Here is a 25,150-nt window from a genome sequence, read left to right on the forward strand (position 1 = left end):
TCCGAGGTGGCGCCAGACCCCGTGGTGGTGTAAGGGGACGAACCAATCACACACACACACACTGATGCGCCGCTTGCTTTTTACCACATGGCAAAGGGCCTTGGGTGTGCTGGACAAACAGAGCTGGGGCCTTGAAGAAGCTTACGGTTTTTCTTACTTTTCTCGGGCTTGTGGCCGTTACGGCAGCAATGGCATGGAGCGGTTTCGATTCCGTTTTGCATGCCGTTATGCGTATAGGTCTGGGCGGCTTTCTTGTAATGGTATGCTGCCAGTTGCTGGTAGATGGCGTTCTGGGGCTGGCTTGGCATGCCGCTTTTCCCGAACTGGGCTATTTTAGGCTGCTATCCGCCCGCATGGTGCGCGATGCCGCAGCAACGTGCCTGCCTTTTTCCCAGCTCGGTGGCATTGTTATCGGGATTCGGGCCACATGCTCATCGCATGGCTTTTATAAAGGCGATAAGCGGGAAGTGGCGTTGCCAGAGGCAGCTTGCGCCAATCTGGTAGATATCACCACGGAAGTGATGGGGCAGGTAGCGTTTGTGCTGCTGGCCGTTGCTTTTTTGGTGGCGCATCAGCGTTCCAGCCCGTTTGTTGTGCCCGTAGTGTGCGGTGCGGTGTTCCTTATTGCAGGTACAGCCGGGTTTATCTGGACCCAGCGGCATGGTGGTAATCTATTCCGCAAATTTGGTGGAACATTTACCCGCAGCCTTGCCTCCCAATGGCACGAAAACCTGACTCAAGGCGCTGATGATCTGCAAGAGCAGATGGAAGCGGCATGGAGCCGCCCGTGGCATATCTGCCGCTCTGCGCTGTACCATTTTATAGGGTGGCTGGGCAGCGCAGCTATGCTTTGGCTAACGGCGCGTTTTCTGGGTGCGCATCTTTCCTTCCCCAATGCCGTTGCTGTGGAAGGCGTAACCTGCGCCATTATGTCTTTAGGGTTTCTGGTGCCCGGTAGCTTGGGTGTGCAGGAAGGCGCCTATATGGCGCTAGGCCATGCTTTTGGTATCGATCCTTCTGTCTCACTTGGGCTTTCTTTGCTGCGGCGTGGGCGTGAGATCATCATCGGCATTCCTGTTCTGTTGGCATGGCAGTTCATGGAAATGCACGGTTTACGGAACAATAATAAAACTGATGAGGACAAGGCAGCGTATCCTCCCGCTTCTTCGGTGGTGAAGGATACTCACCTTGGCTGAGGATACTGTGCCTGTTTTTGATACGCTGGCTGTTATTGGGCCAGGGCTTATCGGATCTTCCGTGTTGCGGCGTGCACAGGCGGAGGGAAATCTGGTCCGCAAACTTATAGCAGTGGATCAGAGCCCGGATGTGTGTGCCCGTGTGGCAGATCTAGGTATTGCGGATGAAGTGACAACAGATGCCGCAGCCGCAGCCGCGCAGGCTGATTGCGTGATGCTGTGTGTGCCAGTAGGCGCTATGGGCGCAGTAGCTGCACAGGTTGTTTCGGCCATGAAGCCCGGCGCAATATTGACAGATGTGGGCTCTACCAAGGTGTCTGTGATTGAGGCTATCAGGCCTTCACTACGGGCAGATGTGCCATATGTGCCCACGCATCCTATGGCAGGCACAGAGTTTTCTGGCCCAGATGCCGGGCTGGCAGATTTATTTGAGAATCGCTGGTGCCTGATGACGCCATTAGACTGCACTACGGCAGAGGCGTTGGAAAAAATGCGCACCTTGTGGGAACGCTGCGGTGCCCGCTTGCGGGAAATGACACCCGCGCATCATGATCGTGTTTGCGCCATTGTTAGCCATTTGCCGCATTTGCTGGCCTTTACCATTTGCGGCACGGCAGATGATCTGGCGAGTGAAACCCGGTCTGAGGTGTTGGATTTTGCTGCATCCGGCTTTCGGGATTTTACACGTATTGCAGCTTCAGACCCCATTATGTGGCGGGATATTTTTCTTTCCAACCGTGAAGCTCTGCTGGAAATGCTGGGTCGGTTTATGGAAGATGCGCAGGCTATGGCGCGCGCTATCCGATGGGAAGATTCCGATTACATTGTGGATCGGATTGAACGGGGCCGCAAAATTCGCAAAAGTCTGATCGAGAACAAACAGGCCTAAAGGCCAGACCTGCTTGCTTAAAAATCAGGTCGGCTGCCCGTAGGCCTTGATGTGTAGCGCATCCAGCCGTTTGTGGTTGCGGTCTGTCATGGGGCTGAGTTCTAGCACTTTCTGCCAGGCTTTCAGTGCGGCTGTGCCATCATTACGGTGTTCTTCAACACTGGTCAGAAGGCTCCAGCTTTCCGCATCTAGCGGATCGCGCTGCAAGGCTTCACCTATATCAGCGATGGCTCCTTTAAGATCTCCCGCCACAAGGCGCATTTGAGCGCGTGTGCGCCACAGAATGGCTTGGTCGGGCTGTAGGGCCAGTGCATCGCTTATGTCTTCCACCGCATCATCTGGTTTATCGGTTGTCAGATCTTTTTCTGCCCGACGAACCAAAAGTTGTGTGGTGGGGGAAAGCTTGGCCGAACGGAGGGCCTCCAGTTGTTCTTGCAGAGTGTGCGCTTCCTCTGGTGTTTTGGCGTGAGCCAATGCCGTGGAAAGCTGCTTTATTTGTTCTGCAATGCTGCTGGAATGCTGTGATGTGGCATGTGCTGGTGGTGTGGTGGTTTGCGTCCATCCTGTAGCCGGAAGGCCCATATGTATTGCGCAGATGCCGGCAAACAAAAACCCGCTCCTCCGGCAAGCGGAAGAACGGGTTTTACGCATGACATGCGTGTTCAACCAGCCAAAAAGGGCCGGATGATGCATGAGATTAGCCCTGACGAGCTTTCATGCGAGGGTTCTTCTTGTTGATAACATAAACCCGGCCGCGACGACGCACTACACGGCAGTCTTTATCGCGCACTTTGGCCGACTTCAGGCTGTTTCTGATTTTCATGGCCCGTTTTCTCCGCCGATGCTGATGGACGTACAAAATAAGTTGGCTCGGCACATACCGGGTGCGTGCGTGAGAGTCAATATTTCTCGCATTTCTGGGCGCATTTTCTCATCATTCAGGTGGATTTTCTGCTTTGCGAGAGGATGTTGCAGGTGGGGCCAGTGCCGCAAAAGTTGTGGCTAGTGTTTGAAAATCTGCTGCGCGGGGAGATCTTGGCCGCCACGCTAGCCCAATGGTGCGCCGCGCCAGATCGCTGGTAAGGGGGCGTGCTATAAGATTACGGCCTCGCAGAATGCCTGCATGAATGGCCAGTTCGGGCATAATGGCAATGCCCAACCCCAGTTCCACCATTTCTGCCATGGAGTGGAGAGACATAGCGGTAAAGGTGGAGTCGCTTTCCCCTTCAGATCCGCTCCGGCTTGGGCTTTGGCGGCAAATGGCCAGAGTTTGATCGCGCAGGCAGTGCCCATCCTCCATCATGATCATGTTGTGTTCGGATAATTGAGAGGCTGGTACGGCAGGTAGGGCAGAAAATGGGTGGTCTGGTGGCATAATCACCCGGAAGGGGTCTTGCCATAATGGGTGTGTTTCTGTGCCATCGCACAGGCAGGGCATGGCCACCACCAGTGTATCTAACTGGCCGAGGGAGAGTTTTTCCAGCAGGTGTTCGGTCGTGTCTTCCGTAATGGACAACAGAAGGCGCGGAAAGTGCTCGCGCAAGTTAAGCACCAATTGTGGAATCAGAAATGGCCCAATGGTGGGAATAATGCCGACTCGTAGCGGCCCAGTTAGCGGTGTGCGGGCAGCGGCAGCCAATTGCGGCACGGCTTCCAGTGCCGCCAGTGCTTGCCGGGCCTTGAGTGCAATTTCGTGGCCCAAAGGGGTGAACACCACTTTTTTGCCCACGGTGCGGTCTAGCAAAGGGGCATCAAGCTGGCGTTCCAGCGCCATAATACCGGCGGAAAGGGTGGATTGTGTGACTGCACAAGCAGCGGCAGCCCGCCCAAAATGGCGCAGTTCTGAAAGGGTGATCAGATAGCGTAATTGCTGGGCAGAAGGCAGCGGCAGCACGGTATGATTTCCTGATGCAATGTATCTAAGGGGCAAATCTTCGGCATTTCATCGAATAGTTCAATGATTTTGATATAAAATATTCATTGGCTTAAATGAAAAAGCCGCGCCATACAGGACAACACAGCCGGTGGCACGTTGGTGCTGCATGGTGTGTGCCAAGCTATAAGGAGCAAGATTATGCTGACAGTTGGCGATAAATTTCCAAGTTTTGATCTGACCGCCGTTCCTGGTGGCCCGGAAGGCCTGAAGGGCGAATTCGTTCAGATTTCTGACAAGAGCGATGCCGGTAAGTGGAAGATCGTATTCTTCTGGCCGATGGACTTCACGTTCGTCTGCCCGACAGAAATTGTGGCTTTCGGTAAGCTGGCTAAAGACTTCGCTGATCGCGATGCCGTTGTGTACGGTGTGTCCATCGACAGCCAGTTCGTGCACCTTAACTGGCGCCTGCATCATGATGACCTGAAGGATCTGCCGATCCCGATGCTGGCTGACATCAAACGTGAGCTGACAGAAGGCACAGGCGTGCTGGCTAAAGAAGCCGGCGTTGCCCTGCGCGCCACTTTTGTTGTGGACCCACATGGCGTGATTCGCCACGTATCCGTCAACGATCTGTCCGTTGGTCGTAACCCACAGGAAATCCTGCGTATTCTGGATGGCCTGCAGAGCGACGAACTGTGCCCATGTAACTGGAAGAAGGGTGACGACTTTATTAAAGTCTGAGCCTGAAAATTTCATCCGGCCTGCGGGGCGGATGAGGCGGTGCGGGTGGCATATGCCACCCGTTGCCTTCTTCCATAAAGGGGGAGGCGGTAGCCTTGATGTGGTTACCAACTGCGCCAAATAGTGGGGCAGTTTACGCGGCAAAAACCGCGCGGGCGCTATGCGTCTGATTTTTCCGAACAACCTGAATATTGGAAAATGCTATGTCCATTGATGCAATCAAGGATCGTATTCCCGATTATGCCAAGGATCTGCGGCTGAATCTCAGCTCTTTGGTTAATGATGTGACACTCACACCGCAGCAGTTGGCTGGCACATTTGTGGCGTCTGCACTCGCCGCGCGGAATGATGAAGTTACATCAGCTATTGTGGCGCAGTTTGCTTCAACACTTTCACCAGAAGCTCTTACGGCAGCCAAATCTGCTAATGCTATTATGGCCATGAACAACATTTACTACCGCTTTGTGCATATGGCAGGTGGTGAATATTCCCAGATGCCTGCGCAGTTGCGCATGAGCGTGATTGCCAAGCCGGGCGTAGAAAAAGCTGATTTTGAGCTGTGGTGTCTGGCTGTTTCCGTAATCAATGGATGTGATCTGTGTGTGACCAGCCATGAAAAAATTGTGCGCGAGGCATTAGGGGCATCTGCCGTGCAAACAGCAGCACGTATTGCCGCAACTGTGCATGCCGTTGCAGTTACCCTACAAGGTTCCAGTGCTTTAGGTGATTGAAGCTGAAAAGCCTTGCTTCCGGCTGCTTGGCAGCCGGACAAAAGCAGGCCGCACCACTTTGTATTCCAAAAAGAAATAAGTTTTTAAGGAAATAAAGTGGCGCGAGTGACGGGGCTCGAACCCGCGACCTCCGGCGTGACAGGCCGGCGCTCTAACCAACTGAGCTACACCCGCAGTTTCAACGCGCTTTCGTGCGTTGGTATGTCGCGCTTTATAGCGATGTTTTCGCGTTTGGCAACAGGGTTTTCATAAAAAAATTCATTTCAGGAAGAATTTCTCGTGCTACGCGCAAAGAAAGTGGCAATTTCTTTTGAAAGGAATGGCTTATTTGGCCTTTTCAAATGCTCCGGCAATAGAAAGCAACACCTTGTCCGCCACCAAGGGCTCATAGGTTTTTATGCCATAGGCGCTGCGCTTCAGTTCTCCCGTAGCCTGAAAGCCCACAGTATAGGTTTTGTTCATGGGGTTTTGCCCTGCGCCTATAAAACGTGCGTGCAGGGTAAGTGGCTGTGTAATGCCATGTAGCGTAAATTGCCCTTCAATATCAGCCGTGTCTGTTCCGGTTGGTGTGATTTTGGAGGAAACAAATTCAGCCTTGGGGTAGTGGGCCACATCAAGCCATTCAGAGGTTTTGAGCTCGTTAGTCAGCTTGGTGCTGGGGGTTAGGACGCTGTCAGTGGGAATAGAGACATTGAGCCGCGATGCTTCCGGTTGAGCAGGATCAAGCGCAAGCGTGCCCGATGCGTTTGAGAAAAAGCCGGAATAATTGGTAAAGCCCAGATGGAGTACAGAAAACACCACCTGCGTATGGTTGGGATCTACAGCGTAGTTTCCTTGTTCAACAGCGGAAAAGGCTGGAGCAGCTTGAGCCGTGGAGAGAACAAAAGTTAATCCCGCAATCATAAGGACAGGGCGCGAGAAAAAAGTGCTCATAAGCTTGTTCCTTTAAAAACGAGGGCTTTGAGAGGGATAGCTCCTGAGCAAACAGAAAGTTGCCAGTAAGTTTTTACGGCCTTTAACCGAAGCGGAAACCAGATAGCGCTTTACCCAAAACGGTATCGCTATAAGTGCGAATCCCTTCATCCTGCCCGGCAGCGCCTGCTGCCACCATAAGTGGCAGCAAATGTTCCTCCCGCGGATGGCAAATACGTGCGCCGGGGGCAGCGGCCCAGTGCACAAGCTGGGTATCGCGCTTAACTGGCGGGGCTGTAACTGCTTTTTCCAGCCATGTATCAAATTCTTGTGCAGCCTGATTGGTGGCTGGGGAACCGTTCATGAAGTGGCGCAGGTTATGATAGCTCATGCCTGTGCCAATAATCAGCACATTCTGGGCACGTAAAGGCTCCAGCGCGGCCCCTAGAGCAATGTGGGCGGCAGGGTCCATGCTTTTTAGCAGGGAGAGTTCCACAATCGGGATATCAGCTTTTTCAAACGCCAGCATGAAGGGAATAAAGACACCGTGGTCAAACCCGCGTTTGTCATCTGTGGCGCATGGCATGCCGGCTGCGTGCAAAAGGTTGCAAACACTTTGAGCCAGTTCAGGGCTGCCCGGCGCTGGGTATTGTAGCTGATAGGTATGTGGCGGAAAGCCAAAGTAATCATAAATCAGGGATGGATTGGGCGCGGCCGTAATGGTGGGAATGTCTTCTTCCCAATGGCCGGAAACCACCACAATGGCATCGGGTTTACGGGGGAGGGTGCTTTGCGTGCTGCGGAGATACGCCGCCATTTTATCCCACGTATTGGGCCAATCCATAAAAAAGCATGGGCCACCACCATGAGGAAGAAAGAGAACGGGTTGGCGCGAGGGAAGGGAAGACCCCGTAATGGGCATGCTATTTTTCTCCAATATCCGTGCTTCATATTGGAGGCGAAGGGGGTGCTTGATAAGCTGTTATTCTAGGAAAACTGTTTTTGCATAGGGTATGAGGCAAGAAAAAAGCTGCGGGGCAGAAGCCGCCGCAGCTTTTTGTAAGCAGAGTGCAAAGGCGGTTTATTTGCCTTTTGCAGCTTCCAGAGCTTTCACAATGAACTCGCCTGCTTCTTCCTTTGTGCCCCAACCGGTCACTTTCACCCATTTGCCTTTTTCAAGGTCTTTGTAGCGGGTGAAAAAGTGCTCAATGGCCTGCACGGTAATTTCCGGCAGATCGTCCACGCTCTGCACCTTGGTAAACTGTGGGTGCACTTTATCGTGCGGCACGCAGATGATTTTTTCGTCCTGACCGGATTCGTCTTCCATCTTCAGAACGCCAATTGGGCGGGCGCGAATCACACAACCGGGCACAACATTGTGCGGCGTCAGCACCAGAGCGTCCGTCGGGTCGCCATCAGCGGCCAGCGTGTTGGGGATAAAGCCGTAAGCCGTAGGGTAAGCCATGGGCGTGAACAGGAAACGGTCCACCACAAGGGCGCCGCTTTCCTTGTCGATTTCGTATTTGACAGAAGAACCCTGCGGAATTTCGATCACGACGTTAATATCAAACGGCACATCTTTGCCGGGGGAAAGTTTTGAAACGTCCATTGAAGACTGCTCCAGAGCTGAAAAATTAAAGGCGGCAAACCCTATCTGGCAGATGCCCGCTTGCCAAGAGTAATGCGTTTTTCATGCCAACTGGCAGTTTTCAGCACAGAAACCCTTGCCAAATCGCTCAGGTTGCGTAATCAGGAACCCGCCTGCGCGCCCGTAGCTCAATTGGTTAGAGCGGGCCGCTCATAACGGCTTGGTTGCGGGTTCAAGTCCTGCCGGGCGCAGGCGATAACAGCTTGCTGCGCCGATGTGGTCGCACCCGCCCTTTAATCTTACCCATCCGCATTACGGGAGTTCATTATCATGGCATCCTATCAATACGTTTATGTCATGAAGGATCTGACAAAGTCCTATCCCGGCGGGCGTGAAGTGTTTAAAGGCATCACGCTATCCTTCATGCCGGGTGCCAAAATTGGTATCTTGGGTGTGAACGGTGCAGGTAAGTCCACACTGCTGAAAATCATGGCCGGCATCGATAAGGAATTCGGTGGTGAGGCATGGGCCGCAGAAGGGGTGCGTGTTGGCTATCTGGAGCAGGAACCGCAGCTAAACCCTAAGCTGACCGTGGGCGAAAACGTGGCTCTGGGCTTTGGTAATCTTAAAAAGGCCGTAGATCGGTTTAACGAGATTTCCGCCCGCTTTGCCGAACCCATGGAAGATGAGGAAATGAATGCCCTGCTGGCTGAACAGGCCGAATTGCAGGAAAAGATTGATGCCGGTGATGGTTGGGAGCTGGACCGCAAGCTAGATATTGCGCTGGATGCCCTGCGCTGCCCACCCGCAGATAGCCCGGTAGATAAGCTTTCTGGTGGTGAGCGCCGCCGCGTGGCGCTGTGCCGTCTGCTGCTGGAAAAGCCCGACCTGCTGCTGTTGGACGAACCAACCAACCATCTGGATGCCGAAAGTGTTGCATGGCTTGAGCGCACGCTGAAGGATTACGATGGCACCGTTATGGTTATTACCCATGACCGTTACTTCCTGGACAACGTGACCAACTGGATTCTGGAAATCGAGCGTGGCCGCGGTATTCCGTTCGAAGGCAACTATTCCTCTTGGCTGGAGCAGAAGCGCAAGCGTCTGGCACAGGAAGAAAAGGAAGAAAGTTCCCGCCAGCGTGCACTGGCTGCGGAACAGGAATGGATTAACGCTAGCCCCAAAGCACGCCAGACCAAAAGCAAGGCCCGTATTACCAAATATGAGGAAATGTTGGCGGCCAGTGCTGAAAAAGTTAGCGGCGTTGCGGACATTGTTATTCCACCTGGCCCACGCCTTGGTGGCACTGTTATTGAGGCCGAAAACCTCACCAAAGGCTTTGGTGAACGCCTGCTGATTGATAACCTTAACTTCAAGCTGCCGCCGGGTGGTATTGTGGGTGTTATTGGGCCGAACGGTGCTGGTAAATCTACCCTGTTCAAAATGATTATCGGGCAGGAAAAGCCGGATGCGGGTGCGCTGAAAATTGGTGAAACCGTAAAGCTTGGTTACGTAGATCAGTCTCGTGATGATCTTGATGCAGATAAAACCGTATGGGAAGAAATTTCCGGCGGCACGGATGTTATCTATCTGGGCAAGCGGGCTGTGCCTTCACGCGCTTATGTTGGGGCCTTTAACTTTAAAGGTTCTGATCAGCAGAAAAAGGTTGGCGTGCTTTCTGGTGGTGAACGCAACCGCGTGCATCTGGCCAAGATGCTACGGCAGGAAAGCAATGTGATCCTGTTGGATGAGCCTACCAACGATTTGGACGTGGACACCCTGCGTGCGCTGGAAGATGCGCTGGCAGAATTCCCCGGTTGCGCAGTGGTGATCTCGCATGATCGCTGGTTCCTGGACCGTCTGGCAACGCATATTCTGGCCTTTGAGGGCGATTCCCACGTGGAATGGTTTGAAGGGAACTTCCAGGCATATGAAGAAGACAAACGCCGCCGTCTGGGGCCAGATGCGACAGAACCTGGCCGTATCCAGTACAAACCTCTGGCCCGCTAAGTAGGGTTAATAGGAGCCCTTAATTTATTGGGCTCCTATCTTGATGAAGGCACCATGTATTACCGGCAGCATGCGGAATTAGAGGAAGGGCTTTTGCCTTTCCTTTGCTGCAAGGCGTGAATTGTGGATTCGCGTTCTGTTAGAACTCCGCGCCTGCTGCTTAAGCCCGTAACATGGCGGGATATGGAAGATATGGTGCGTCTAAAAGCAGATGGCGGTGCCTTTGGACGCATGTTGGGTGGCGTGCGTAGCCGCCAGCAGGCGGAACTGGAAATGGCGGATGATATCGCTTTCTGGGCCTGCCATCGGGTAGGTATTTTTACCATTCATGAAAAAGGCCGCTTTGTCGGCATGACCGGTATTCATGATCGGCCCGATGGGCGTGGCTTTGCCTTACGCTTTGCGCTTTTTCCGTGGGCCAGCGGTCGAGGTATTGCGCGAGAAGCCGCAAGTGCCGCGCTTAACTTTGCGCATGATGCCGGAATTAATAAAGTGATAGCCGTTGCAGCAGAAAGCAACGTGGCGTCCCGCACCATTTTGGGTGGTATTGGTATGCGGGTGGAAGAAACGTTTCAAAGAGATGGCCAAACAATGCTGGTTTATGAAAGTGTTTGGCCCAAGCCATAAAAAAGGCGCTCCCAGAGGGAACGCCTTTTTCTACAAACCAAAAACTCTATTTGTGCGTTAGTTGGCCGCTGTGTGGTGGCTTAACTGGCGCTGCAATGCATCCAGAAGGGCACCTACGTTACCGCCATTACGTGCGATGTAGGAGGAATAGTCATTCCGCTGCGTTAGGCGCAGGCTTGCACCTTCACCAATTACGTCCACCACTTTGGGGCTGCCAGAGGCTTCGCTAACAATCCACTGCATGGCGGCCGCAGGCTGTTGTGGGCGCATCAGCGTGCTGTCCACGGCGTATTCATCTGGGCCAGAGCTGGTTACATTCCCCAGCGTAAAGTTTACGCCACGGTATTCACCCAGCTTGTCCGTAATGGCGTTCACCAGAACCTGATGGAACAGGCCCAGATAACGCTGTTGCTGGTCTGGTGAGGCTGTTTTCCAGTAACGGCCCAGGCAGTAGCGGCCGATTCCATCAATATCGACGTTTTTCTGCACCAGCGGCAGAACTTTCTCTTTCTTTTCGCTCAGCGGAATAGGGCTGTTGACGATAGCGACAAGCTGGTTGCCAAATACCTGAATAAATTGTTTTGCGTTTTCCGCAGCACGAGCGGGAGCGGAAAAAAGGCCACCAGCGCAAAGCAGGGCAAAGGCACCCAGAATAACACGGCGGCTTGAAAGAAATTTCATGTCTGTGTACCCTTTTGGCTGTTTTTCTTAATGGTACCAGTCTGGCACGGTCGCGCGGTTATCATTCTTGATGGCTTCAGCCTGCGCCCGACGCTGCTGCTGATAGGCGCTACGAATCGTAGCATAAGGATCCAGCGCGTCACGCTCCAACGCGTCTAGTTCATCCAAATGCTCAGAACGGGCATGCACAACCCCAAACAGGTTATAAGCCCAGTTAAAGCTAACCAACCCGTACCCGCGTGGCACATAGTCCCATGGGGAAAGGCCTTGGTCAATGGCGTAGCCAATACCATCACGGATAGAAGATGGCCCCATTGGCAGGAACAGATATGGCCCCGCAGGAATGCCCCAGTTAGCCAGTGTCATACCGGCATCGTTATCATGGTGCGGGAATCCGGCCATTTTGGCCACGTCAATCAAACCGCCCAAGCCCACTGTCATGTTCACGCACCAGCGCACAAACATATCACCTGCGCGGCGTGGCTTGCCTGCCCCCACATCGTTAAAGAAAACGGAGGGTTCGTTCATGGTTCTGACAAGGTTGCCCAATGAATTACGTACCGGGCGTGGCACGGCCCACACGTAAGCTTTGGCCATGGGGCGCAGGCCCCATTTATCGAACTTCATGGTTAAGTTGAACATCTTGCGGTTCAACGGTTCGTAGGGGTCGTTCGCCGCCTTGTATTCAGCCAGAGCATCCGGGTCTTTGGGTACGGGTGCCTTAATAGCACTGCATCCTGCCGTACCCAGCAAAGTGGCGGCCAGGCAGAATGTGCCCAAACGAAAACGGCGCTGTGCCGAGGAACCTTCCCGCGTCTGACTTTTTTTTGCCTGCGCGCGAGGGCGGAGCCTTGAGCCGTTCCGTCCTGAAATCATTGCCACCTTTACCTTTGCTCTGTGACGACCGTCTGGCCCATGCTGAATGCAGGCCAATTGCTGTCGCTTTCTCTACCACGAGAAACCAGCGGCGCAATGGCAGGGCTTACTTGCATAACAAACAGGGGCGTAAAATAGACCTGTGTGTGCGATCTTTGACAGGAGAGTGAGAGATTTTTGTGCAATCTGTTGCCAGAAAGTCGCACTTCCTATCTTGCTTCAAAAAGAAAAGAGAATCCTGAAATCAGAGGCCACGATCCCGCTTGATGATATCCCACGCAGCGTTAATGCGTGAAATTTTGACGGATGCGGCTTCAATTTCAACGGCGCTTGCATTGCGGGCCAACAGAATATCCGGGTGGTACTGCCGCACCAGTTTCTTCCACAAGGCACGCAGTTCTTCATTTGAAAGATCTGGCGAGGCACCCATAACAGTATAGGCATCATCTTCGGCCATGGCTGGGGTGGAACGCCCGTGGGCTGCACGTTCCCACGCGCCACGGCTTAAACCAAACAGGGCATGTACCCGTTTGAGAAAACGCTCTTCTTCAGGAGCCAAGGGTTCATCCGCAGCCAGATCGGCGCGCGCAATGGTAAACAGAATTCCCATCAGGTCTTCCAACGGGCGTTTATCTGTTGCGTAAACTTGCCCCAGTTCACGCGCGAAGGCTTCGTAATCATCCGTGCGTTGGCGTGCCATATCAAACAGGCGTCCAACTTCACGCATGTTTTCATCTGGCACGCGAAAACGAGATTTAAAGGCGTTGATTTCTCGCCGGTTAACGGGCGCATCACACTTAGCCAGTTTGGCGCTAAGGATAACGCAGGAAAGCCCGTAAAGCTGTTCCTTCTTGCCAAGGGCCGCAGCCAGTTTGGCAGCCACAAAGGTAGCAGCCCCGTTAGGGTCTGGCCTTGCGCGCGCAGCCCATTTATCGCTCCAGCCACCTGTTGGAGGCTGGAGAATCGCACCTGTATCTGCTGCGTGGCCGAGTGCTGTGCCAACCGCTGCGCCAACCGGCCCGCCTACGGCAAAACCGGCTACGCCACCAAAAATTTTACCCCAGATCGCCATAGCAATAGTTTATCACGTTCTGGCAGCCTGCCCAAACATCCCTGATGCTTTAAGCGGACACAGCAGTTCTGCGTTGCTTTCAGGCAGAGGGAATTGCATGAGTGGTAAGCTGCTGTTTCAGCCATTCCAGTGCATAAACCCGTAAGGCAGAGGCTAGTGATTGCTCGGGTGAGCGTGCGGCATCCACTTTGGTAACCATCTGCGGCAGTGTTTGTGCCTGTTGGTTGGCTATATCTTCCAGCACATCCCAAAAGGTGGGTTCTAACGCCACGCTGGTATCATGGCCTGCCAGAATCAGGCTGCGTTTGCGTAAATGGCGGCTCAAGCTGCATCTCCCGTCAGGCGCTGCGTGGCCCAATCTGCTGCTTCCGCCACAACCGCATCTGGGTCTTGCCGCAATGCTTGTGCATAAGGCAGCAAATCCGGATGGCCAGAATTGCCAATGGCTATCAGCACGTTGCGGATGAACCGGTTGCGTCCGATACGTTTGATAGGAGAGCCAGAAAACATGGCACGGAAAGCCGCATCATCCAGTTGGCTGAGTGTGGCCAGTTCTGGTGCTATCAAATCTGGCCTTGGTTGCAGCTTGATGTGGCGAGATATCTGGGCAAAGCGGTTCCACGGGCATACGGCCAAGCAATCATCGCAACCATAAATATGTGTGCCAATGGCTTTGCGGAGTGGCAGTGGAATAGGCCCTGCATGTTCAATGGTCAGGTAGGAAATGCACTTGCGTGCATCCATTTGATAAGGGGCCGGAAAAGCCTGCGTAGGGCATGCGTTCAGGCAACGGGTGCAGCTTCCACAACTGCCCCCAGAATGGGCAGAGGCTGGAAGTTCCAGCGTTGTGTAGATTTCGCCCAGAAAGAGCCAGCTTCCGTGCTGGCGAGACACCAGATTGGTGTGCTTGCCTTGCCAGCCTAGCCCGGCCTGTGTGGCCAGAGGTTTTTCCGCCACCGGGGCTGTATCAACAAACACTTTCACATCTGGGGCTGTATCCAGCACCATGCGGGCTTCGCGCACGATAAACTGGGCCAGATGCTTTAGCATACCCTTAACAACATCGTGATAATCACGGTGGCGTGCATACACGGAAATATTTCCGCATGTGCGATTGTGGAGTGTGCTTAGCGGATTCTCTGCCGGTGTGTAGTTCAGGCCTAACGCAATAACGCTGCGGGCTTCTGGCCATAAGGCCGTGGGTTGGCTGCGCTGTTCCGTGCGGTCTGCCAACCAACCCATTTCACCATGATACCCTTCGGCTAAAAAATCTTTCAGCCGTGCGCGCACTTCTGGCCCCAGATGGGCGGGACAGAAGCCTATGGCATCAAACCCAAGTTCCAGCGCCTTTATGCGTATTTTTTCCGCCAGTCTTGCTGCTGGTGCAACAGGTTGTAGCGCAGGCGCGGAAGGGGTGATCATAGAAAGACTTATTCAGGGAACAGGTGGAATAGCGGGTTGCGGCATTTCATCTTCCGTCCAATCCTCTGCTGCCCATTCTGCACGTAAAGCGGTGGCCAGTGCATCCAGCCGTTTTTCAACAATAGCCTGCCGAATCTGGCGCATCAGGCGCTGATAATAGGCAATATTATGCCATGTTAGCAGCATGGGGCCGAGTATTTCATTGGCGCGGAACAAATGGTGCAGATAAGCGCGGCTATGGCGTGAACATGCCAGACAGTCACAGTGTGGAGAAATAGGGCGTGCATCTGTGGCATGGCGGGCATTACGCAGGTTTAGCGTGCCGCGCTCGGTATAGGCGCGGGCAGTGCGGCCTGCGCGGGTAGGCATCACGCAGTCAAACATATCCACGCCACGTTGCACGCTGCCAAGCAGATCATCGGGGGTTCCTACGCCCATAAGGTAACGTGGTTTGTCCTGCGGCATGATGGGGGTGGTGGTGTCCAGCGTGGCGAACATGAGTTCTTGCCCTTCGCCTACCGCTAGGCCACCAATGGCGTAGCCTTCGAACCCGATATCGGTGAGCGCTTTTACGCTTTCCGCTCGTAGATCCGCTTCTGTACCACCTTGTACAATACCGAACTGACCATACCCTTCACGCTGTACATAGGCTTGGCGGGAGCGTGCAGCCCAGCGCATGGAAAGCCGCATGGAAGCTGCAATGGCTTCTGGCGGTGCGGGCAGGGCGGGGCATTCATCAAAACACATGGTGATGGTGGCATCCAGTGCGTGCTGGATGTCTGTTGAACTTTCCGGCGTGAGCCGATGTTCAGAACCATCGATGTGAGAGCGGAAGGTGACGCCATCCTGATCCAGCCGCCGCAGCGCACCCAAGGACATCACCTGAAATCCCCCGGAATCTGTTAGAATCGGGCCGGACCAATCCATGAATTTATGGAGCCCACCCAAAGCGCGTATGCGTTCTGCCCCTGGCCGCAACATGAGGTGATAGGTGTTGCCCAGAACAATGCCTGCACCTGTAGAGCGCACGGCATCCATAGTCATGGCCTTTACCGTGCCCACTGTGCCAACCGGCATGAAGGTAGGGGTGGCTACAGGGCCGTGGGCTGTGTGCAGCATACCAGCACGGGCAGCGCCATCTGTGCTTTCACACGTCCAGTTAAAGCGGGTCATTTTACTGTTCCGAGGTGGGGGCGTGGATGGAATGGGCGCAGCGCAGCAGGCAGGCATCGCCGTAGGAATAAAAGCGGTAACCGCTGGCAACAGCATGGGCATAAATCTGCCGCGCGCGTTCGACGCCCGCAAAGGCGGAAACCAACATGAACAGCGTAGAGCGTGGCAGGTGGAAGTTGGTGAGCAGCATATCCACTGCGCGGAATTGATAGCCGGGCCGAATGAAAATGGAGGTTGTGCCATCAAATGGATGCACAATGCCGTTTTCATCGGTTGCGGTTTCCAGCAGGCGCAGGCTGGTGGTGCCAATGGCAATAATGCGCCCGCCAGCCTTACGGGTGGCGTTAATACGTTCTGCTGTTTCCGGGGTGATGATCCCGCGTTCTGAATGCATTTTGTGCTCAGAAATCTCGGCTTCCCGCACTGGCAAAAAGGTGCCAGCTCCTACATGCAAGGTGAGCGTACAGCGCTGAGCACCTGTGGCATCTACAGCTTTCAACAGGGCTGGCGTAAAATGCAGCCCAGCGGTGGGAGCAGCCACAGCACCTTTGTTACACTCAAAAATCGTGGCGTAATCGCTGGTGTCCTGCGCAGTCGGCCCTTCGGGGCGATGAATATAGGGGGGGAGTGCCAATGCACCGGCTTTTTGCAGGAATACATCAAAAGCATCCCCTTCCGCACTAAAGCGGAGCATTGCCCCCCCGCCGGGCTCTAACGCCAACACGCGTGCTATGTCCTGCACACCGGGGAATGCAATAGTGTCACCAACCTTGAGCCTGCGGGCATTGCGCACCAACACATGCCAACTGCCATCTGGCTGAATCTGATCCAGCGTAATACCAATTTTGGCTTCTCCGCGCAGGCCATGCAACTGGGCACGAATAACGGCCGTATTGTTTGCCACCAGCAAATCTCCCCGCTTCAAAAGCGAGGGCAGATCACGGATATGCCGGTCAGCAAATATGCCAGGCTGTGTGGCATCCAGAAGGCGCGCGGCTTCTCGCGGGCGGGCGGGTTCCTGCGCGATCAGGCTTTCTGGAAGGTGAAAATCAAAATCTTCGGTGCGGTCACTGCTCATGATGGCACCGTTTACGCAATAGGCTGGGCCAAGACCAGAGGTAAAGGTGCAGTTCTGCAGGTGGCATGCAGCCTGTGGGGGTTGAAGAGAGGAAGCTTAGGGGCCAGATTCCTTTTGCAGTCATGCCGGAGGGTATTCCGGTGAACAGATATTTAAAGGATGACAATTTATGTCTTACGCTCTTTTGGATGCCGCACGTGTTGCCAAGGCCGCTGAAGTTTCTTTGGGTGTGTTGAAAACCAGTGATGAAACCACAGAAGCGCACCAGCGTAAGGTTATTATGATTGAACGGATTGAAGCTCTGGCCAAAGCAGCAGCAGAATCCAAAGCAGGCGTTACGCTGACATCCGAAGAATTCTGGTTGATCAGCCGTAACTGGTAACAGCACGGGAGCTGCTTTTATGGCATTTGTTCTTACAAGCCCTGCCTTTGTAAATGGTGATACGCTGCCACAGGCGCAGGTTTATAACGGTATGGGGCAGCACGGGCAGAATCTTTCCCCCGCGCTGGAATGGAAAAATGCCCCAGCAGGCACCAAAAGCTTTGTGGTAACGGTGTATGACCCAGATGCCCCAACCGGTTCGGGCTGGTGGCACTGGGTGGTGGCGAATATTCCCGCCACTATTACAGAACTGCCAACAGGCGCAGGTTCTGCCGGAGATAAGCTGCCCAAAGGCGCTTTACAGGTGCGTACAGATTTTGGCGTGCCCGGTTATGGTGGCGCTGCTCCGCCACCAGGGCGCGTGCACCGTTATGTTTTTACAGTTTATGCGCTGGACCTTCCTACGCTGGATGTGCAGGCAGATTCCAGCCCGGCATTGGTTGGTTTTATGGTGAACCACCACAAGTTGGCTTCTGCCAGCCTGACGGCTTTATATGGTAGTAGTGGTTCCCGCGATTAAGCGTTTCTTCCCTGAACCTTTATATAAAGGTTCAGGGAAAGAGCATGGTAATGGCTGGAATTGCCTAGCGCGCATAGGCTTTAAGATCGTTTAAAACATCATCCGGCGTTACAAGCCCTGTGTGTTCATGCTGCGGCATAACCAGAAGGGGTGGCCCATCATTTAAGAATCGGATGGAAAGTTGCGCCCAGCGAGAAGCCACAAAGCGGCGAAATGTCTGAGCTAATACGCAGCGATCCATGTCTGTATGATACGGGTTGCTTGGTGAGCATACTGTATTCAAGTAATCGCTCATAAAGGCGGCAATAGCGGGCACAAGTTCGGCTTCGCCAAAATAGGCCAAAGCCGTATTCATGCTCCACGGTGCGCCATATTGTTGGTGGCCGTTGTCATCAAACTGGGTCAGATCAAAGCCATATGTTGCATGGGCTTTCATATCTCGCAGCAGGCTGACAAAATTGGCAGGAAAATAGCCTGCGCAATCTCCTATCAAAACGGGCACCCTAAACTGGGCGGCAATATCAGGTAGGATCAGATACCGTAATGCGGGTTCCAGCATAGCGGCATCCGATTTTGTTTCACCATGCCCAAAGCTGAGTCGCAATGTTGTGGAATGTTTTTCCAACCATTCTGAAAGAGTGGAGAGAAAGGTAAGCTGATCCACAGTTGGGTTTGCAACACCAAGGCAGATCTGGATTTGGCCCGCGGAACGGTCTTCTCGGCAGGCATGGATAAGGGAAAGCACAAGCCCCGGAACCAGATCAAAATGTTGCGCTGTACAGGCAAAGGCTAAGCAGGTAGAAGGCCGTTCTTCTGGTATACTAAAGTGCCATTGCCAGTTTGCTACACCCGTTACATCCGGTATAGCGCGGCTGGCCAAGCGCCCGCATTCCTGCGTGCTTAACCATGAAAACACCCCTTGATCATACAGAGCCGGGGCCATGTTATCCTGCAAGGCCAGTTTGCGGGCAATGGCATAATGCGTATCTGCTTCTGCCTGTAGGCCAGCCAACCAGCTTGTATGGCCCATGCCCAGTTCTTCCCACCAACTCAGACCATTTAACCGGGCTTCCGCCGTTAAAAGGCGCAAACGGCTTTCTGTATCCAGTTTCTGGAACGCTTGTTCAAACAGGGCGCTATAGATGCGCCGGATGTCCGGGCCATTGTTGGATGAAAGGCGCATAGGCACCAAAAGCGCCTCAAATGGTGTTTCAAAAGCTGGTAGCCCCATATTGCTTAAAGCACTAGGCACCAGCAAAAGAGCACATTCTCCGGCCTGTTGCCGTGCCACTAATGGGGCGAGTAGCGTGCCTATGTCGCGATCAGGATAACGCGTGGCAAGAGACTGCTCCATTAACGTGGCGGCGGTATCGTAGTTTTTGGTGCGTAAGGCCAGAATGGCGGCCATCCATTGCAGTTCGGGGCGTGCATCATGCTGGCGCGCAATGGTTAAAAACCCGTCTGCCAGTTCCCATTGTCCAAAAAGAGCGCACAAACGCGCCAATTGTACGCATGTGGCCGTATCACGCGGAGTAACGCTTAAGCGTAAAATCTGTTCGCGCAGATCATCCAATGTGGCCCACGGTGTTGTGGTGGGGCGTAGAGTGTTTGTTTGTAAAAGATGCAGGGCATCTTCCATTAACCCAGATAGAGCGTGGGAGGGGCAGATAGTAAATGTTACCTTCTCTGGGGTGGTATCGCTCCAGAGTGTTATGGCGTCTTTTGTGCGTTCGGCCTGAAGTTGCTCTGCAGGCCATTTGCGCCCATCCAGTTGCAAATGATGCTCTGCACAGGTGGCGCGCCCAACAAAGCGTGTACCATTATACCATTCCTGTTCCGTAAGATCGCGCAGGACGGAAAGCAGCTCTGGCGGCAAAAGCAGAAAGTGCTCCCATGTAGCGCAAAGCGGCACAACATCGAACACATTCTGGTCTCGGCTAGAAAGATAGCCCTTGCCTGCCCGGATAGACATAAGCGGGCGGCCTGCAAAATTTTCTATAGCTTCTGCTTTGGTAAACGTTCCACCAGGATTTAACGCCGCAGATTGCTCATCTAACGTGGCTGGAGTTGTGCCACGCATAAAGGATTGTGCAAAGGAAACAGGATGCAGCCGCAAGCCCGTATACCCCACCAGTGCGCCATGCCAGGAGAGAAGATAGAACGGCATGGGCTGATCCTATAAAACGATCGGGTAAGTGGGAATAATACAGGAAAATTGCACGGCTTTTATGCCAAGGCATCAAGCAGGGCAGGAAGATACTGTTCTAGCTTGATGCGTACGGGCATAAGGTAGGCTTTGCCTTTTTCCTGCGCTAGTTCTTTAAGTACCGTTTGTGCAAACAGGATGTTGGCTTCCAGCGTGGGGGAAAAATCACGCGGGAAAACAATGTGATTTGTTGTTTCCCAGTAAGAGCGTGATTTGGGGCCAATAACTGGGGAAAGGCCCCAAAATACGCATTCGCCCTGCATCCATTCCCGGCACAGATCAAACAGCTTCAGGTCAAATACGGGCTGCGTGAAAAAGCCAATAGCTCCGGCTTCTTTTTTACGGGCCACATCTTCCAGCTCTTTCCATGGGGCGCGGCGGTATGGGTCAAACGCTGCATAGACTTTGAGGTGCGGAGCTTCACGCCGGTAGCGGCGGATAATGCTTTCCGTGCTGTTGGGGTATGTGCGGTGGCTGAGATCTGCCGGTGGGTCACCATGCACAACCAGAATTTCTTCCAACCCTGATTGATCTGCTCCGGGCAGAGGCGCATCCGGCGCAATATCTATGGCCCGGATATGCGGAATAACGTTTCTAAACTGTGGGCGCACAAGTGCTGCGGCATCCCAACTGCGAAGGGGAAAGCGCATTAGGTCAGGAATATTTAGCGTATCTGCTGCGGGAAAAGTGGTTTTAACTGTGGCTACATCTGCCGCCAGAGCCTCAGCAGAACGCGGAATTAGCTCAACCGAAAGGCGAGAAAGACTCATTCTGCACTCCCCTCAAGCTGCAATTTGGCTGCGGTGAGCGTGTTTTTCAGCAGGCAGGCAATTGTCATGGGGCCAACGCCACCCGGCACCGGGGTAATGCGGCCAGCCACTTTAACTGCTTCATCAAACGCTACATCGCCTACAAGGCGGGTTTTGCCATCATCGGTTTTGATACGGGTGATACCAACATCAATCACGGTAGCGCCGGGTTTAATCCAATCCCCACGCACCAGTTCACGGCAGCCAGTGGCCACCACCAGAATATCAGCTTCCCGCGCCAGTGCCGCCGTATCGCGCGTGTGGATATGTGCAATAGAAACCGTGCAACCTTCTGCCAGCAGCAACAGGGCCATGGGTTTGCCAACCAAATTGGAAGCCCCGATAACTACGGCGTGCTGGCCTTTCATATCCCCGAGCTGATCACGCAGCAGGAACAGGCAGCCCAGTGGTGTACAGGGAATAAGGGAGGGCAGGCCCACCGCCAGACGGCCAGCGTTGATTTCCCCCAACCCATCCACATCCTTTTCAGGCAGAATGGCATTGGTGACGCGGCGTCCATCCAGCCCGTTTGGCAGGGGAAGCTGCACCAGAATGCCGTGAATTTCGGGGTCTTTGTTCAGGCGGTCTATCAGCGCCAGAAGTTCAGCTTCCGATGTATTTTCGGGCAGCATGTGCATAAAGGAGCGCATGCCGGCATGGTGGGTTTGCACAGCTTTGTTGCGCACATACACTTCGCTGGCAGGATCATTCCCGACAAGAATCACCGCCAGACCGGGTGTTACGCCATGTTTCTCGTGAAACGCCAGAACATCCTCTCGGATATTCTGGCGCATTTTGGCGGCAAAGCCTTTGCCATCAATCAGGGAAGCCTGATGATCGGAGGGAAGGGAGGATGAAGATGCGTTGGTCATGGAGCTGCCAGTTGGTCATGCAGAAGCGTGTGGAGTTTCAAGCCGGGGCATACGCAAAAAAACGCCAAACGACAACGTTTTCAGGTGTAAATGTCCGGTATGTACACGAAATTTCAGGTCATGTTTCACCCTGCCTATAGGGAGAAAGTGCGTTAAGGGCTTCGGCTTCCGCCAATATGGCCGGGCGTTCTGCCTGAAGGAAAGCCCCAACACCGTTGCGGAGTGAGGGATTTTCCAGCCAATGGACAGAATGTGTGAGGGCAGGCAGATAGCCACGCTGGATTTTATGTTCACCCTGCGCCCCGGCCTCTACTCGCTTGAGGCCGTGGGCAATGGCAAAATCTATGGCGCGATAATAGCACAGCTCAAAATGCAAAAACGGCCAGTTGCCAATGCATCCCCAGTTGCGGCCATACAATGTATCGCCCCCCAAAAGGTTTAGGGCTGCGGCAACTGGTGTACTCCCATGCCGTGCTATCATCAGCACAACACGGTCTTGTAAGCGTTCAGAAAGTAGCGGAAAAAAATCGGGCGTCAGGTAGGCGTTGCCCCACTTCTTATCAATTGTATTCTGGTAAAATGTGTAAAAAGCTTGCCAATCTTCAGGCGTAATGTCTGATCCGCGCAGGGTATGAAAGCTTAGGCCAGCGGCATTGGCATCACGCCGCTCCCGCCGGATAGCTTTGCGTTTGCGAGATGAAAGTGTTTCCAGAAAATCATCAAAGCTGGTGTAGTTTTTATTATGCCAGTGATACTGCAAGCCTAATCGGGGCAGCCAGCCGCGTCCAGCCAGATCATCGCTTTCCTGCTTGGTGCAGAATGTAACATGGGCAGAGGAAAGGCCGGTATCGTGGCAGATCTGGCGCAAAGCATCTGCCATAACTGCTTTGGTTTCTGCCGGTGCATCGGGCCGCGTTAAAAGGCGTGGGCCGGGTGCTGGGGTAAAGGGCACGGCAATTTGCAGTTTGGGGTAATAGCGCCCCCCAGCGGCTTCAAAGGCGCGTGCCCAACCTTGGTCGAACACATACTCGCCCCATGAATGGCCCTTGATATAGGCAGGGCATGTGGCGGCCAGTTGTCCATCTGGCGCATGCAGGCTGACATGCTGCGGCAGCCAGCCTGTTTCACGGCGTACAGAACCGCTGTCTTCCAATGCAGAAAGAAAGGCATGGCTGACAAATGGGTTGTCCACCCCTGCACAGGCATTCCACTCCATTTCTGGAATGGCATGGATACTGTTGTGCAGAGATACGGACCAGTCAGGCATGTCTGTGTCTTTCCTGCAAATTTAGCCGATTTCGAACAGCCCTTCTACTTCAACCGGCGCATCCAGCGGCAGAGAAGGCACGCCAACGGTGGAGCGTGCATGGCGTCCGGCATCACCAAATACGGCAACGGCCAAGTCAGATGCGCCATTCATGGCGGCCGCGTGCGAGGTGAATTCTGGTGTGCAGGCAATAAAGCCACCCAGCCGTACTACGCGCTTCACGCGGGAAAGGTCACCCACTGCGGCACGCACCTGTGCAATTACATTGATCATGCTGTAACGCGCGGCTTCAACCGCTGTTTCAACAGAAACGGCATCACCCAGCTTGCCGGTAGCAAACAGCTTGCCATCTTTAAGAGGGAGCTGGCCGGAAACTACCAGCAGAGAACCTGTTTGTACGCAGGCCACATAGTTGGCAACAGGTGCGGCAGGGGTGGGAAGTTCGATACCAAGTTCAGCCAGACGGGATTCAGGAGTGCTCATCACGCTGTATTCCTTGTGTTAAAAAGCTGGGCAAGAAGCAGAAAATTGCCTCTTGCCCCGCAGAATGAACCGTATGCCTTTAGCAGACAAGCCGCAGATTACGGCGTTTGCGCCCAGTAGGCGGCGTATCATCTGCTTCAGGCAGATCTAGCGGCAGAAGCGGGTCTGGGTCAGATTGTGCATCCTGATGCGGGCCATCTGGCAGCCGAACACCTAAATATGTGTCTGACAAAGCCCGGAAGGCGTAGTCCAGCATAGATGTGGCGTAGGAGGCAACGGGGTCTCCTTCTACGGTGCCAGCCGGGCCAAAACAGGTATAGGCAAAGTTTTCCACAAAGGCTTCCAGCGGGGCACCGTATTGAAGGCCAATGCTCACGGCTTCGCCCAAGCTTTCCATCAGCCCGCGCACCATGCCGCTTTCCCGCGTGGGGGTAAGGGCTAGCTCACCTAGTGTGCCATCTTCATATTCCCCAGTACGTAGGAACAGGCGATGGCCGCCAATAGTGGTTTTTTGTGTAAAGCCACCGTGCCGTGGGGGCAGCGTGCGGCGCACCCCACGCTCCAGCTTGTTGCGGGTAGGCTGGTTTTGCACTTCTGGCCGTGCGGGCATACGGTCCACAAACCCAGTGAGAGCCCGATACATGGCCAGATGTGCATTGGGGCCGGGTTGGGGGAGAACAGTTTCACCTGCCAGCGCGGCAGCCAAAGCTGTTTCAACCGTAAAATCCCGCGCTTCCAACCGCAGTAAAGCGCTTTTGGAAAGTTTGCCATCTGGCCGCAGCATGGAAAAAGCTGGCGCTAGCCCACAAGCTTCTACGCCCAAAAGCCCGTCTATCGGGTTGGAGGAAGAAAAGCCGGTTTCAATCGGGGCCAAAGGTGTTTCTGTTTCTACGGCCGCTTCGTTCCAAACCGCGCGCAGGGTTTCTCCCAATCCAGGCAGAACAGTGCGCACTGGCGGTAGTGGGAGGGATTCCGGCCCTCGGCCTGCATGGGCAGTTAAGGTGGCCAATGCAGCTATGGCGCATGCAGCGGCGCGGCCATCTTCACTATCATAATCCAGTCCAACGCCTGCAAGGCAGGCATCCAGATTGGTCAGCAAAATATCACCGGCTAGCGGGGTGGGGGCCAGTGTATCTGTTGGCGTGGTGGGGGTTGCTTCTGCTTGTTCCGGTGCAAATAAATCTGGCAGCGGCAGTTCACCATTGCGCTGATTTGCCAGTGTGCTGGCGGCATGGCGCAATACGGAGCAGATCAGTCGCAGGGCCGCAACAAATGTGCGCGCAGCAAATCCTTCACCGGGGGAAACAAAAGCTGCCAGATTAACAATAAAGCCGGGCGGGCGGTCAAAACGGCAATGCCATACGGCTTCTGTTGGCGCGGCCTGCCGCGTAAGCAGCATCCACACCAAAGATCGGGCCGTGGCATCATCTGGTGCCAGCGCATCAATCCAGCGGGAGGCAAGGCTGGGCAGATCCAGCGCTTCATCTCCTGGTACAAGCTGGGCCAATGCCGTTGCGGCATCTGTATCCCATTCTGCGGGCAGCGTAACGGAGCGAAGGGGAGCGTCCGGATCTGCTGCGGCCTCTAGCGTGCTCATCAGCACGCCATTCCAGTGGCGTCTGGCTGTTGCGTTCATGCGGGCAGTTTATCGTTTCAGCCCATCGCGTCGGAACCCGGAATCGTGCTGCCAAAAGGCGGTTAACACTCTGCATAATGAGGATATGGGGGATAACTTTTTG

Annotated in this window: 27 protein-coding genes and 2 tRNA genes; 9 read left to right on the top strand and 20 right to left on the bottom strand. The window is 54.1% G+C overall.

Features of this window, described 5'->3' with window-relative positions:
* The first annotated feature begins 104 nt into the window (after window positions 1-104).
* Window positions 105-1,196 (top strand): lysylphosphatidylglycerol synthase domain-containing protein, encoded by a 1,092-nt coding sequence (locus WG31_RS01045; RefSeq protein ID WP_063353351.1) that lies wholly within the window; start codon window positions 105-107, stop codon window positions 1,194-1,196.
* 7 nt (window positions 1,197-1,203) lie between these two features.
* Window positions 1,204-2,085: a prephenate/arogenate dehydrogenase family protein gene (locus WG31_RS01050; RefSeq protein WP_209439381.1), complete on the top strand. Its 882-nt coding sequence runs from the start codon at window positions 1,204-1,206 to the stop codon at window positions 2,083-2,085.
* Window positions 2,086-2,109: 24 nt separating this feature from the next.
* Here WG31_RS01050 and WG31_RS01055 read toward each other — a convergent pair whose 3' ends face one another.
* The 3 genes from WG31_RS01055 to WG31_RS01060 form a co-directional block, all read right to left on the bottom strand.
* A complete protein-coding gene (locus WG31_RS01055; protein WP_063353353.1) occupies window positions 2,110-2,778 on the bottom strand; it encodes a tetratricopeptide repeat protein in 669 nt (222 codons plus the stop codon).
* 4 nt (window positions 2,779-2,782) lie between these two features.
* Window positions 2,783-2,908 (bottom strand): type B 50S ribosomal protein L36, encoded by a 126-nt coding sequence (gene ykgO, locus WG31_RS14830; RefSeq protein WP_003625637.1) that lies wholly within the window; start codon window positions 2,906-2,908, stop codon window positions 2,783-2,785.
* A gap of 111 nt (window positions 2,909-3,019) precedes the next feature.
* Window positions 3,020-3,979, bottom strand: a complete 960-nt coding sequence (locus tag WG31_RS01060; protein ID WP_063353354.1) for a hydrogen peroxide-inducible genes activator — start codon at window positions 3,977-3,979, stop codon at window positions 3,020-3,022.
* Window positions 3,980-4,159: 180 nt separating this feature from the next.
* Between WG31_RS01060 and WG31_RS01065 the strand changes: the two genes are divergently transcribed.
* Together WG31_RS01065 and WG31_RS01070 are read left to right on the top strand one after the other, a co-directional pair.
* Window positions 4,160-4,702, top strand: coding sequence for a peroxiredoxin (locus WG31_RS01065; protein ID WP_063353355.1), 543 nt, complete (start codon window positions 4,160-4,162; stop codon window positions 4,700-4,702).
* 203 nt (window positions 4,703-4,905) lie between these two features.
* On the top strand, window positions 4,906-5,433 hold the full coding sequence (locus WG31_RS01070) for a carboxymuconolactone decarboxylase family protein (RefSeq protein ID WP_035352772.1): 528 nt from the start codon (window positions 4,906-4,908) through the stop codon (window positions 5,431-5,433).
* A gap of 97 nt (window positions 5,434-5,530) precedes the next feature.
* Here WG31_RS01070 and WG31_RS01075 read toward each other — a convergent pair.
* The 4 genes from WG31_RS01075 to ppa form a co-directional block, all read right to left on the bottom strand.
* Window positions 5,531-5,607, bottom strand: a tRNA-Asp gene (locus WG31_RS01075).
* Window positions 5,608-5,757: 150 nt separating this feature from the next.
* Window positions 5,758-6,366, bottom strand: a complete 609-nt coding sequence (locus WG31_RS01080; protein ID WP_063353356.1) for a YceI family protein — start codon at window positions 6,364-6,366, stop codon at window positions 5,758-5,760.
* 82 nt (window positions 6,367-6,448) lie between these two features.
* Window positions 6,449-7,267, bottom strand: a complete 819-nt coding sequence (locus WG31_RS01085) for a DODA-type extradiol aromatic ring-opening family dioxygenase (protein WP_063353357.1) — start codon at window positions 7,265-7,267, stop codon at window positions 6,449-6,451.
* A 159-nt stretch (window positions 7,268-7,426) separates the two neighbouring features.
* The gene (gene ppa / locus WG31_RS01090) at window positions 7,427-7,954 is read right to left on the bottom strand and encodes an inorganic diphosphatase (protein WP_006116780.1); all 528 of its coding nucleotides are present in this window, start codon (window positions 7,952-7,954) and stop codon (window positions 7,427-7,429) included.
* 156 nt (window positions 7,955-8,110) lie between these two features.
* Here ppa and WG31_RS01095 point away from each other — a divergent pair.
* From WG31_RS01095 to WG31_RS01105, 3 genes are all read left to right on the top strand, one after another.
* A tRNA-Ile gene (locus WG31_RS01095) sits at window positions 8,111-8,184 on the top strand.
* Window positions 8,185-8,263: 79 nt separating this feature from the next.
* Entirely contained in the window at window positions 8,264-9,943 is a 1,680-nt protein-coding gene (gene ettA, locus WG31_RS01100) for an energy-dependent translational throttle protein EttA (protein ID WP_063353358.1), read from the top strand.
* Window positions 9,944-10,066: 123 nt separating this feature from the next.
* The gene (locus tag WG31_RS01105; RefSeq protein WP_063353359.1) at window positions 10,067-10,570 is read left to right on the top strand and encodes a GNAT family N-acetyltransferase; all 504 of its coding nucleotides are present in this window, start codon (window positions 10,067-10,069) and stop codon (window positions 10,568-10,570) included.
* Window positions 10,571-10,627: 57 nt separating this feature from the next.
* Here WG31_RS01105 and WG31_RS01110 read toward each other — a convergent pair whose 3' ends face one another.
* From WG31_RS01110 to queA, 7 genes are all read right to left on the bottom strand, one after another.
* Window positions 10,628-11,251, bottom strand: a complete 624-nt coding sequence (locus WG31_RS01110) for an MlaC/ttg2D family ABC transporter substrate-binding protein (protein ID WP_006116783.1) — start codon at window positions 11,249-11,251, stop codon at window positions 10,628-10,630.
* Between the two features lie 27 nt (window positions 11,252-11,278).
* Entirely contained in the window at window positions 11,279-12,127 is an 849-nt protein-coding gene (locus tag WG31_RS01115; RefSeq protein WP_026019323.1) for an MlaA family lipoprotein, read from the bottom strand.
* A gap of 244 nt (window positions 12,128-12,371) precedes the next feature.
* On the bottom strand, window positions 12,372-13,199 hold the full coding sequence (locus tag WG31_RS01120) for a TerB family tellurite resistance protein (protein ID WP_063353360.1): 828 nt from the start codon (window positions 13,197-13,199) through the stop codon (window positions 12,372-12,374).
* Window positions 13,200-13,278: 79 nt separating this feature from the next.
* Complete coding sequence (locus WG31_RS01125) at window positions 13,279-13,524, bottom strand: ribbon-helix-helix domain-containing protein (RefSeq protein ID WP_063353361.1); 246 nt, start codon at window positions 13,522-13,524, stop codon at window positions 13,279-13,281.
* Window positions 13,521-14,621 carry a tRNA epoxyqueuosine(34) reductase QueG gene (gene queG, locus WG31_RS01130; protein WP_063353362.1) on the bottom strand — a complete coding sequence of 367 codons (1,101 nt, stop codon included), beginning with the start codon at window positions 14,619-14,621 and terminating at the stop codon, window positions 13,521-13,523. Before queG ends, WG31_RS01125 begins: the two co-directional genes overlap by 4 nt.
* 12 nt (window positions 14,622-14,633) lie before the next feature.
* Window positions 14,634-15,794: a tRNA guanosine(34) transglycosylase Tgt gene (gene tgt, locus WG31_RS01135; protein WP_063353363.1), complete on the bottom strand. Its 1,161-nt coding sequence runs from the start codon at window positions 15,792-15,794 to the stop codon at window positions 14,634-14,636.
* A gap of 1 nt (window position 15,795) precedes the next feature.
* Window positions 15,796-16,872, bottom strand: a complete 1,077-nt coding sequence (gene queA / locus WG31_RS01140; RefSeq protein ID WP_063353364.1) for a tRNA preQ1(34) S-adenosylmethionine ribosyltransferase-isomerase QueA — start codon at window positions 16,870-16,872, stop codon at window positions 15,796-15,798.
* Between the two features lie 169 nt (window positions 16,873-17,041).
* Between queA and WG31_RS01145 the strand changes: the two genes are divergently transcribed.
* The gene (locus WG31_RS01145) at window positions 17,042-17,254 is read left to right on the top strand and encodes a hypothetical protein (RefSeq protein ID WP_003624836.1); all 213 of its coding nucleotides are present in this window, start codon (window positions 17,042-17,044) and stop codon (window positions 17,252-17,254) included.
* Between the two features lie 19 nt (window positions 17,255-17,273).
* Window positions 17,274-17,774, top strand: a complete 501-nt coding sequence (locus WG31_RS01150; protein WP_063353365.1) for a kinase inhibitor — start codon at window positions 17,274-17,276, stop codon at window positions 17,772-17,774.
* Window positions 17,775-17,838: 64 nt separating this feature from the next.
* Here the strand turns inward: WG31_RS01150 and WG31_RS01155 are convergent, their stop codons facing one another.
* From WG31_RS01155 to WG31_RS01180, 6 genes are all read right to left on the bottom strand, one after another.
* Window positions 17,839-19,941, bottom strand: a complete 2,103-nt coding sequence (locus WG31_RS01155; protein ID WP_063353366.1) for a hypothetical protein — start codon at window positions 19,939-19,941, stop codon at window positions 17,839-17,841.
* Window positions 19,942-20,000: 59 nt separating this feature from the next.
* Window positions 20,001-20,750: a methylenetetrahydrofolate reductase gene (locus WG31_RS01160; protein WP_063353367.1), complete on the bottom strand. Its 750-nt coding sequence runs from the start codon at window positions 20,748-20,750 to the stop codon at window positions 20,001-20,003.
* Complete coding sequence (locus tag WG31_RS01165) at window positions 20,747-21,661, bottom strand: bifunctional methylenetetrahydrofolate dehydrogenase/methenyltetrahydrofolate cyclohydrolase (protein WP_006116793.1); 915 nt, start codon at window positions 21,659-21,661, stop codon at window positions 20,747-20,749. Before WG31_RS01165 ends, WG31_RS01160 begins: the two co-directional genes overlap by 4 nt.
* A gap of 118 nt (window positions 21,662-21,779) precedes the next feature.
* The gene (locus WG31_RS01170; protein WP_063353368.1) at window positions 21,780-22,928 is read right to left on the bottom strand and encodes a GNAT family N-acetyltransferase; all 1,149 of its coding nucleotides are present in this window, start codon (window positions 22,926-22,928) and stop codon (window positions 21,780-21,782) included.
* 21 nt (window positions 22,929-22,949) lie between these two features.
* Window positions 22,950-23,414, bottom strand: coding sequence for a RidA family protein (locus WG31_RS01175; protein ID WP_003624824.1), 465 nt, complete (start codon window positions 23,412-23,414; stop codon window positions 22,950-22,952).
* 76 nt (window positions 23,415-23,490) lie between these two features.
* Complete coding sequence (locus WG31_RS01180; protein WP_063353369.1) at window positions 23,491-25,047, bottom strand: TSCPD domain-containing protein; 1,557 nt, start codon at window positions 25,045-25,047, stop codon at window positions 23,491-23,493.
* Between the last annotated feature and the right edge of the window lie 103 nt (window positions 25,048-25,150).

Origin of the sequence: Acetobacter oryzifermentans (genome assembly GCF_001628715.1) — a bacterium.
Taxonomy (GTDB): domain Bacteria; phylum Pseudomonadota; class Alphaproteobacteria; order Acetobacterales; family Acetobacteraceae; genus Acetobacter; species Acetobacter oryzifermentans.

Excerpts from the sequence above, each read along its gene's own strand:
- WG31_RS01055 (WP_063353353.1), bottom strand. The coding sequence starts at position 2,778 with ATGCATCATCCGGCCCTTTTTGGCTGGTTGAACACGCATGTCATGCGT.
- ykgO (WP_003625637.1), bottom strand. The coding sequence starts at position 2,908 with ATGAAAATCAGAAACAGCCTGAAGTCGGCCAAAGTGCGCGATAAAGAC.
- WG31_RS01065 (WP_063353355.1), top strand. The coding sequence starts at position 4,160 with ATGCTGACAGTTGGCGATAAATTTCCAAGTTTTGATCTGACCGCCGTT.
- WG31_RS01070 (WP_035352772.1), top strand. The coding sequence starts at position 4,906 with ATGTCCATTGATGCAATCAAGGATCGTATTCCCGATTATGCCAAGGAT.
- WG31_RS01080 (WP_063353356.1), bottom strand. The coding sequence starts at position 6,366 with ATGAGCACTTTTTTCTCGCGCCCTGTCCTTATGATTGCGGGATTAACT.
- WG31_RS01085 (WP_063353357.1), bottom strand. The coding sequence starts at position 7,267 with ATGCCCATTACGGGGTCTTCCCTTCCCTCGCGCCAACCCGTTCTCTTT.
- ppa (WP_006116780.1), bottom strand. The coding sequence starts at position 7,954 with ATGGACGTTTCAAAACTTTCCCCCGGCAAAGATGTGCCGTTTGATATT.
- ettA (WP_063353358.1), top strand. The coding sequence starts at position 8,264 with ATGGCATCCTATCAATACGTTTATGTCATGAAGGATCTGACAAAGTCC.
- WG31_RS01110 (WP_006116783.1), bottom strand. The coding sequence starts at position 11,251 with ATGAAATTTCTTTCAAGCCGCCGTGTTATTCTGGGTGCCTTTGCCCTG.
- WG31_RS01115 (WP_026019323.1), bottom strand. The coding sequence starts at position 12,127 with ATGATTTCAGGACGGAACGGCTCAAGGCTCCGCCCTCGCGCGCAGGCA.
- WG31_RS01120 (WP_063353360.1), bottom strand. The coding sequence starts at position 13,199 with ATGGCGATCTGGGGTAAAATTTTTGGTGGCGTAGCCGGTTTTGCCGTA.
- queG (WP_063353362.1), bottom strand. The coding sequence starts at position 14,621 with ATGATCACCCCTTCCGCGCCTGCGCTACAACCTGTTGCACCAGCAGCA.
- tgt (WP_063353363.1), bottom strand. The coding sequence starts at position 15,794 with ATGACCCGCTTTAACTGGACGTGTGAAAGCACAGATGGCGCTGCCCGT.
- queA (WP_063353364.1), bottom strand. The coding sequence starts at position 16,872 with ATGAGCAGTGACCGCACCGAAGATTTTGATTTTCACCTTCCAGAAAGC.
- WG31_RS01145 (WP_003624836.1), top strand. The coding sequence starts at position 17,042 with ATGTCTTACGCTCTTTTGGATGCCGCACGTGTTGCCAAGGCCGCTGAA.
- WG31_RS01150 (WP_063353365.1), top strand. The coding sequence starts at position 17,274 with ATGGCATTTGTTCTTACAAGCCCTGCCTTTGTAAATGGTGATACGCTG.
- WG31_RS01155 (WP_063353366.1), bottom strand. The coding sequence starts at position 19,941 with ATGCCGTTCTATCTTCTCTCCTGGCATGGCGCACTGGTGGGGTATACG.
- WG31_RS01160 (WP_063353367.1), bottom strand. The coding sequence starts at position 20,750 with ATGAGTCTTTCTCGCCTTTCGGTTGAGCTAATTCCGCGTTCTGCTGAG.
- WG31_RS01165 (WP_006116793.1), bottom strand. The coding sequence starts at position 21,661 with ATGACCAACGCATCTTCATCCTCCCTTCCCTCCGATCATCAGGCTTCC.
- WG31_RS01170 (WP_063353368.1), bottom strand. The coding sequence starts at position 22,928 with ATGCCTGACTGGTCCGTATCTCTGCACAACAGTATCCATGCCATTCCA.
- WG31_RS01180 (WP_063353369.1), bottom strand. The coding sequence starts at position 25,047 with ATGAACGCAACAGCCAGACGCCACTGGAATGGCGTGCTGATGAGCACG.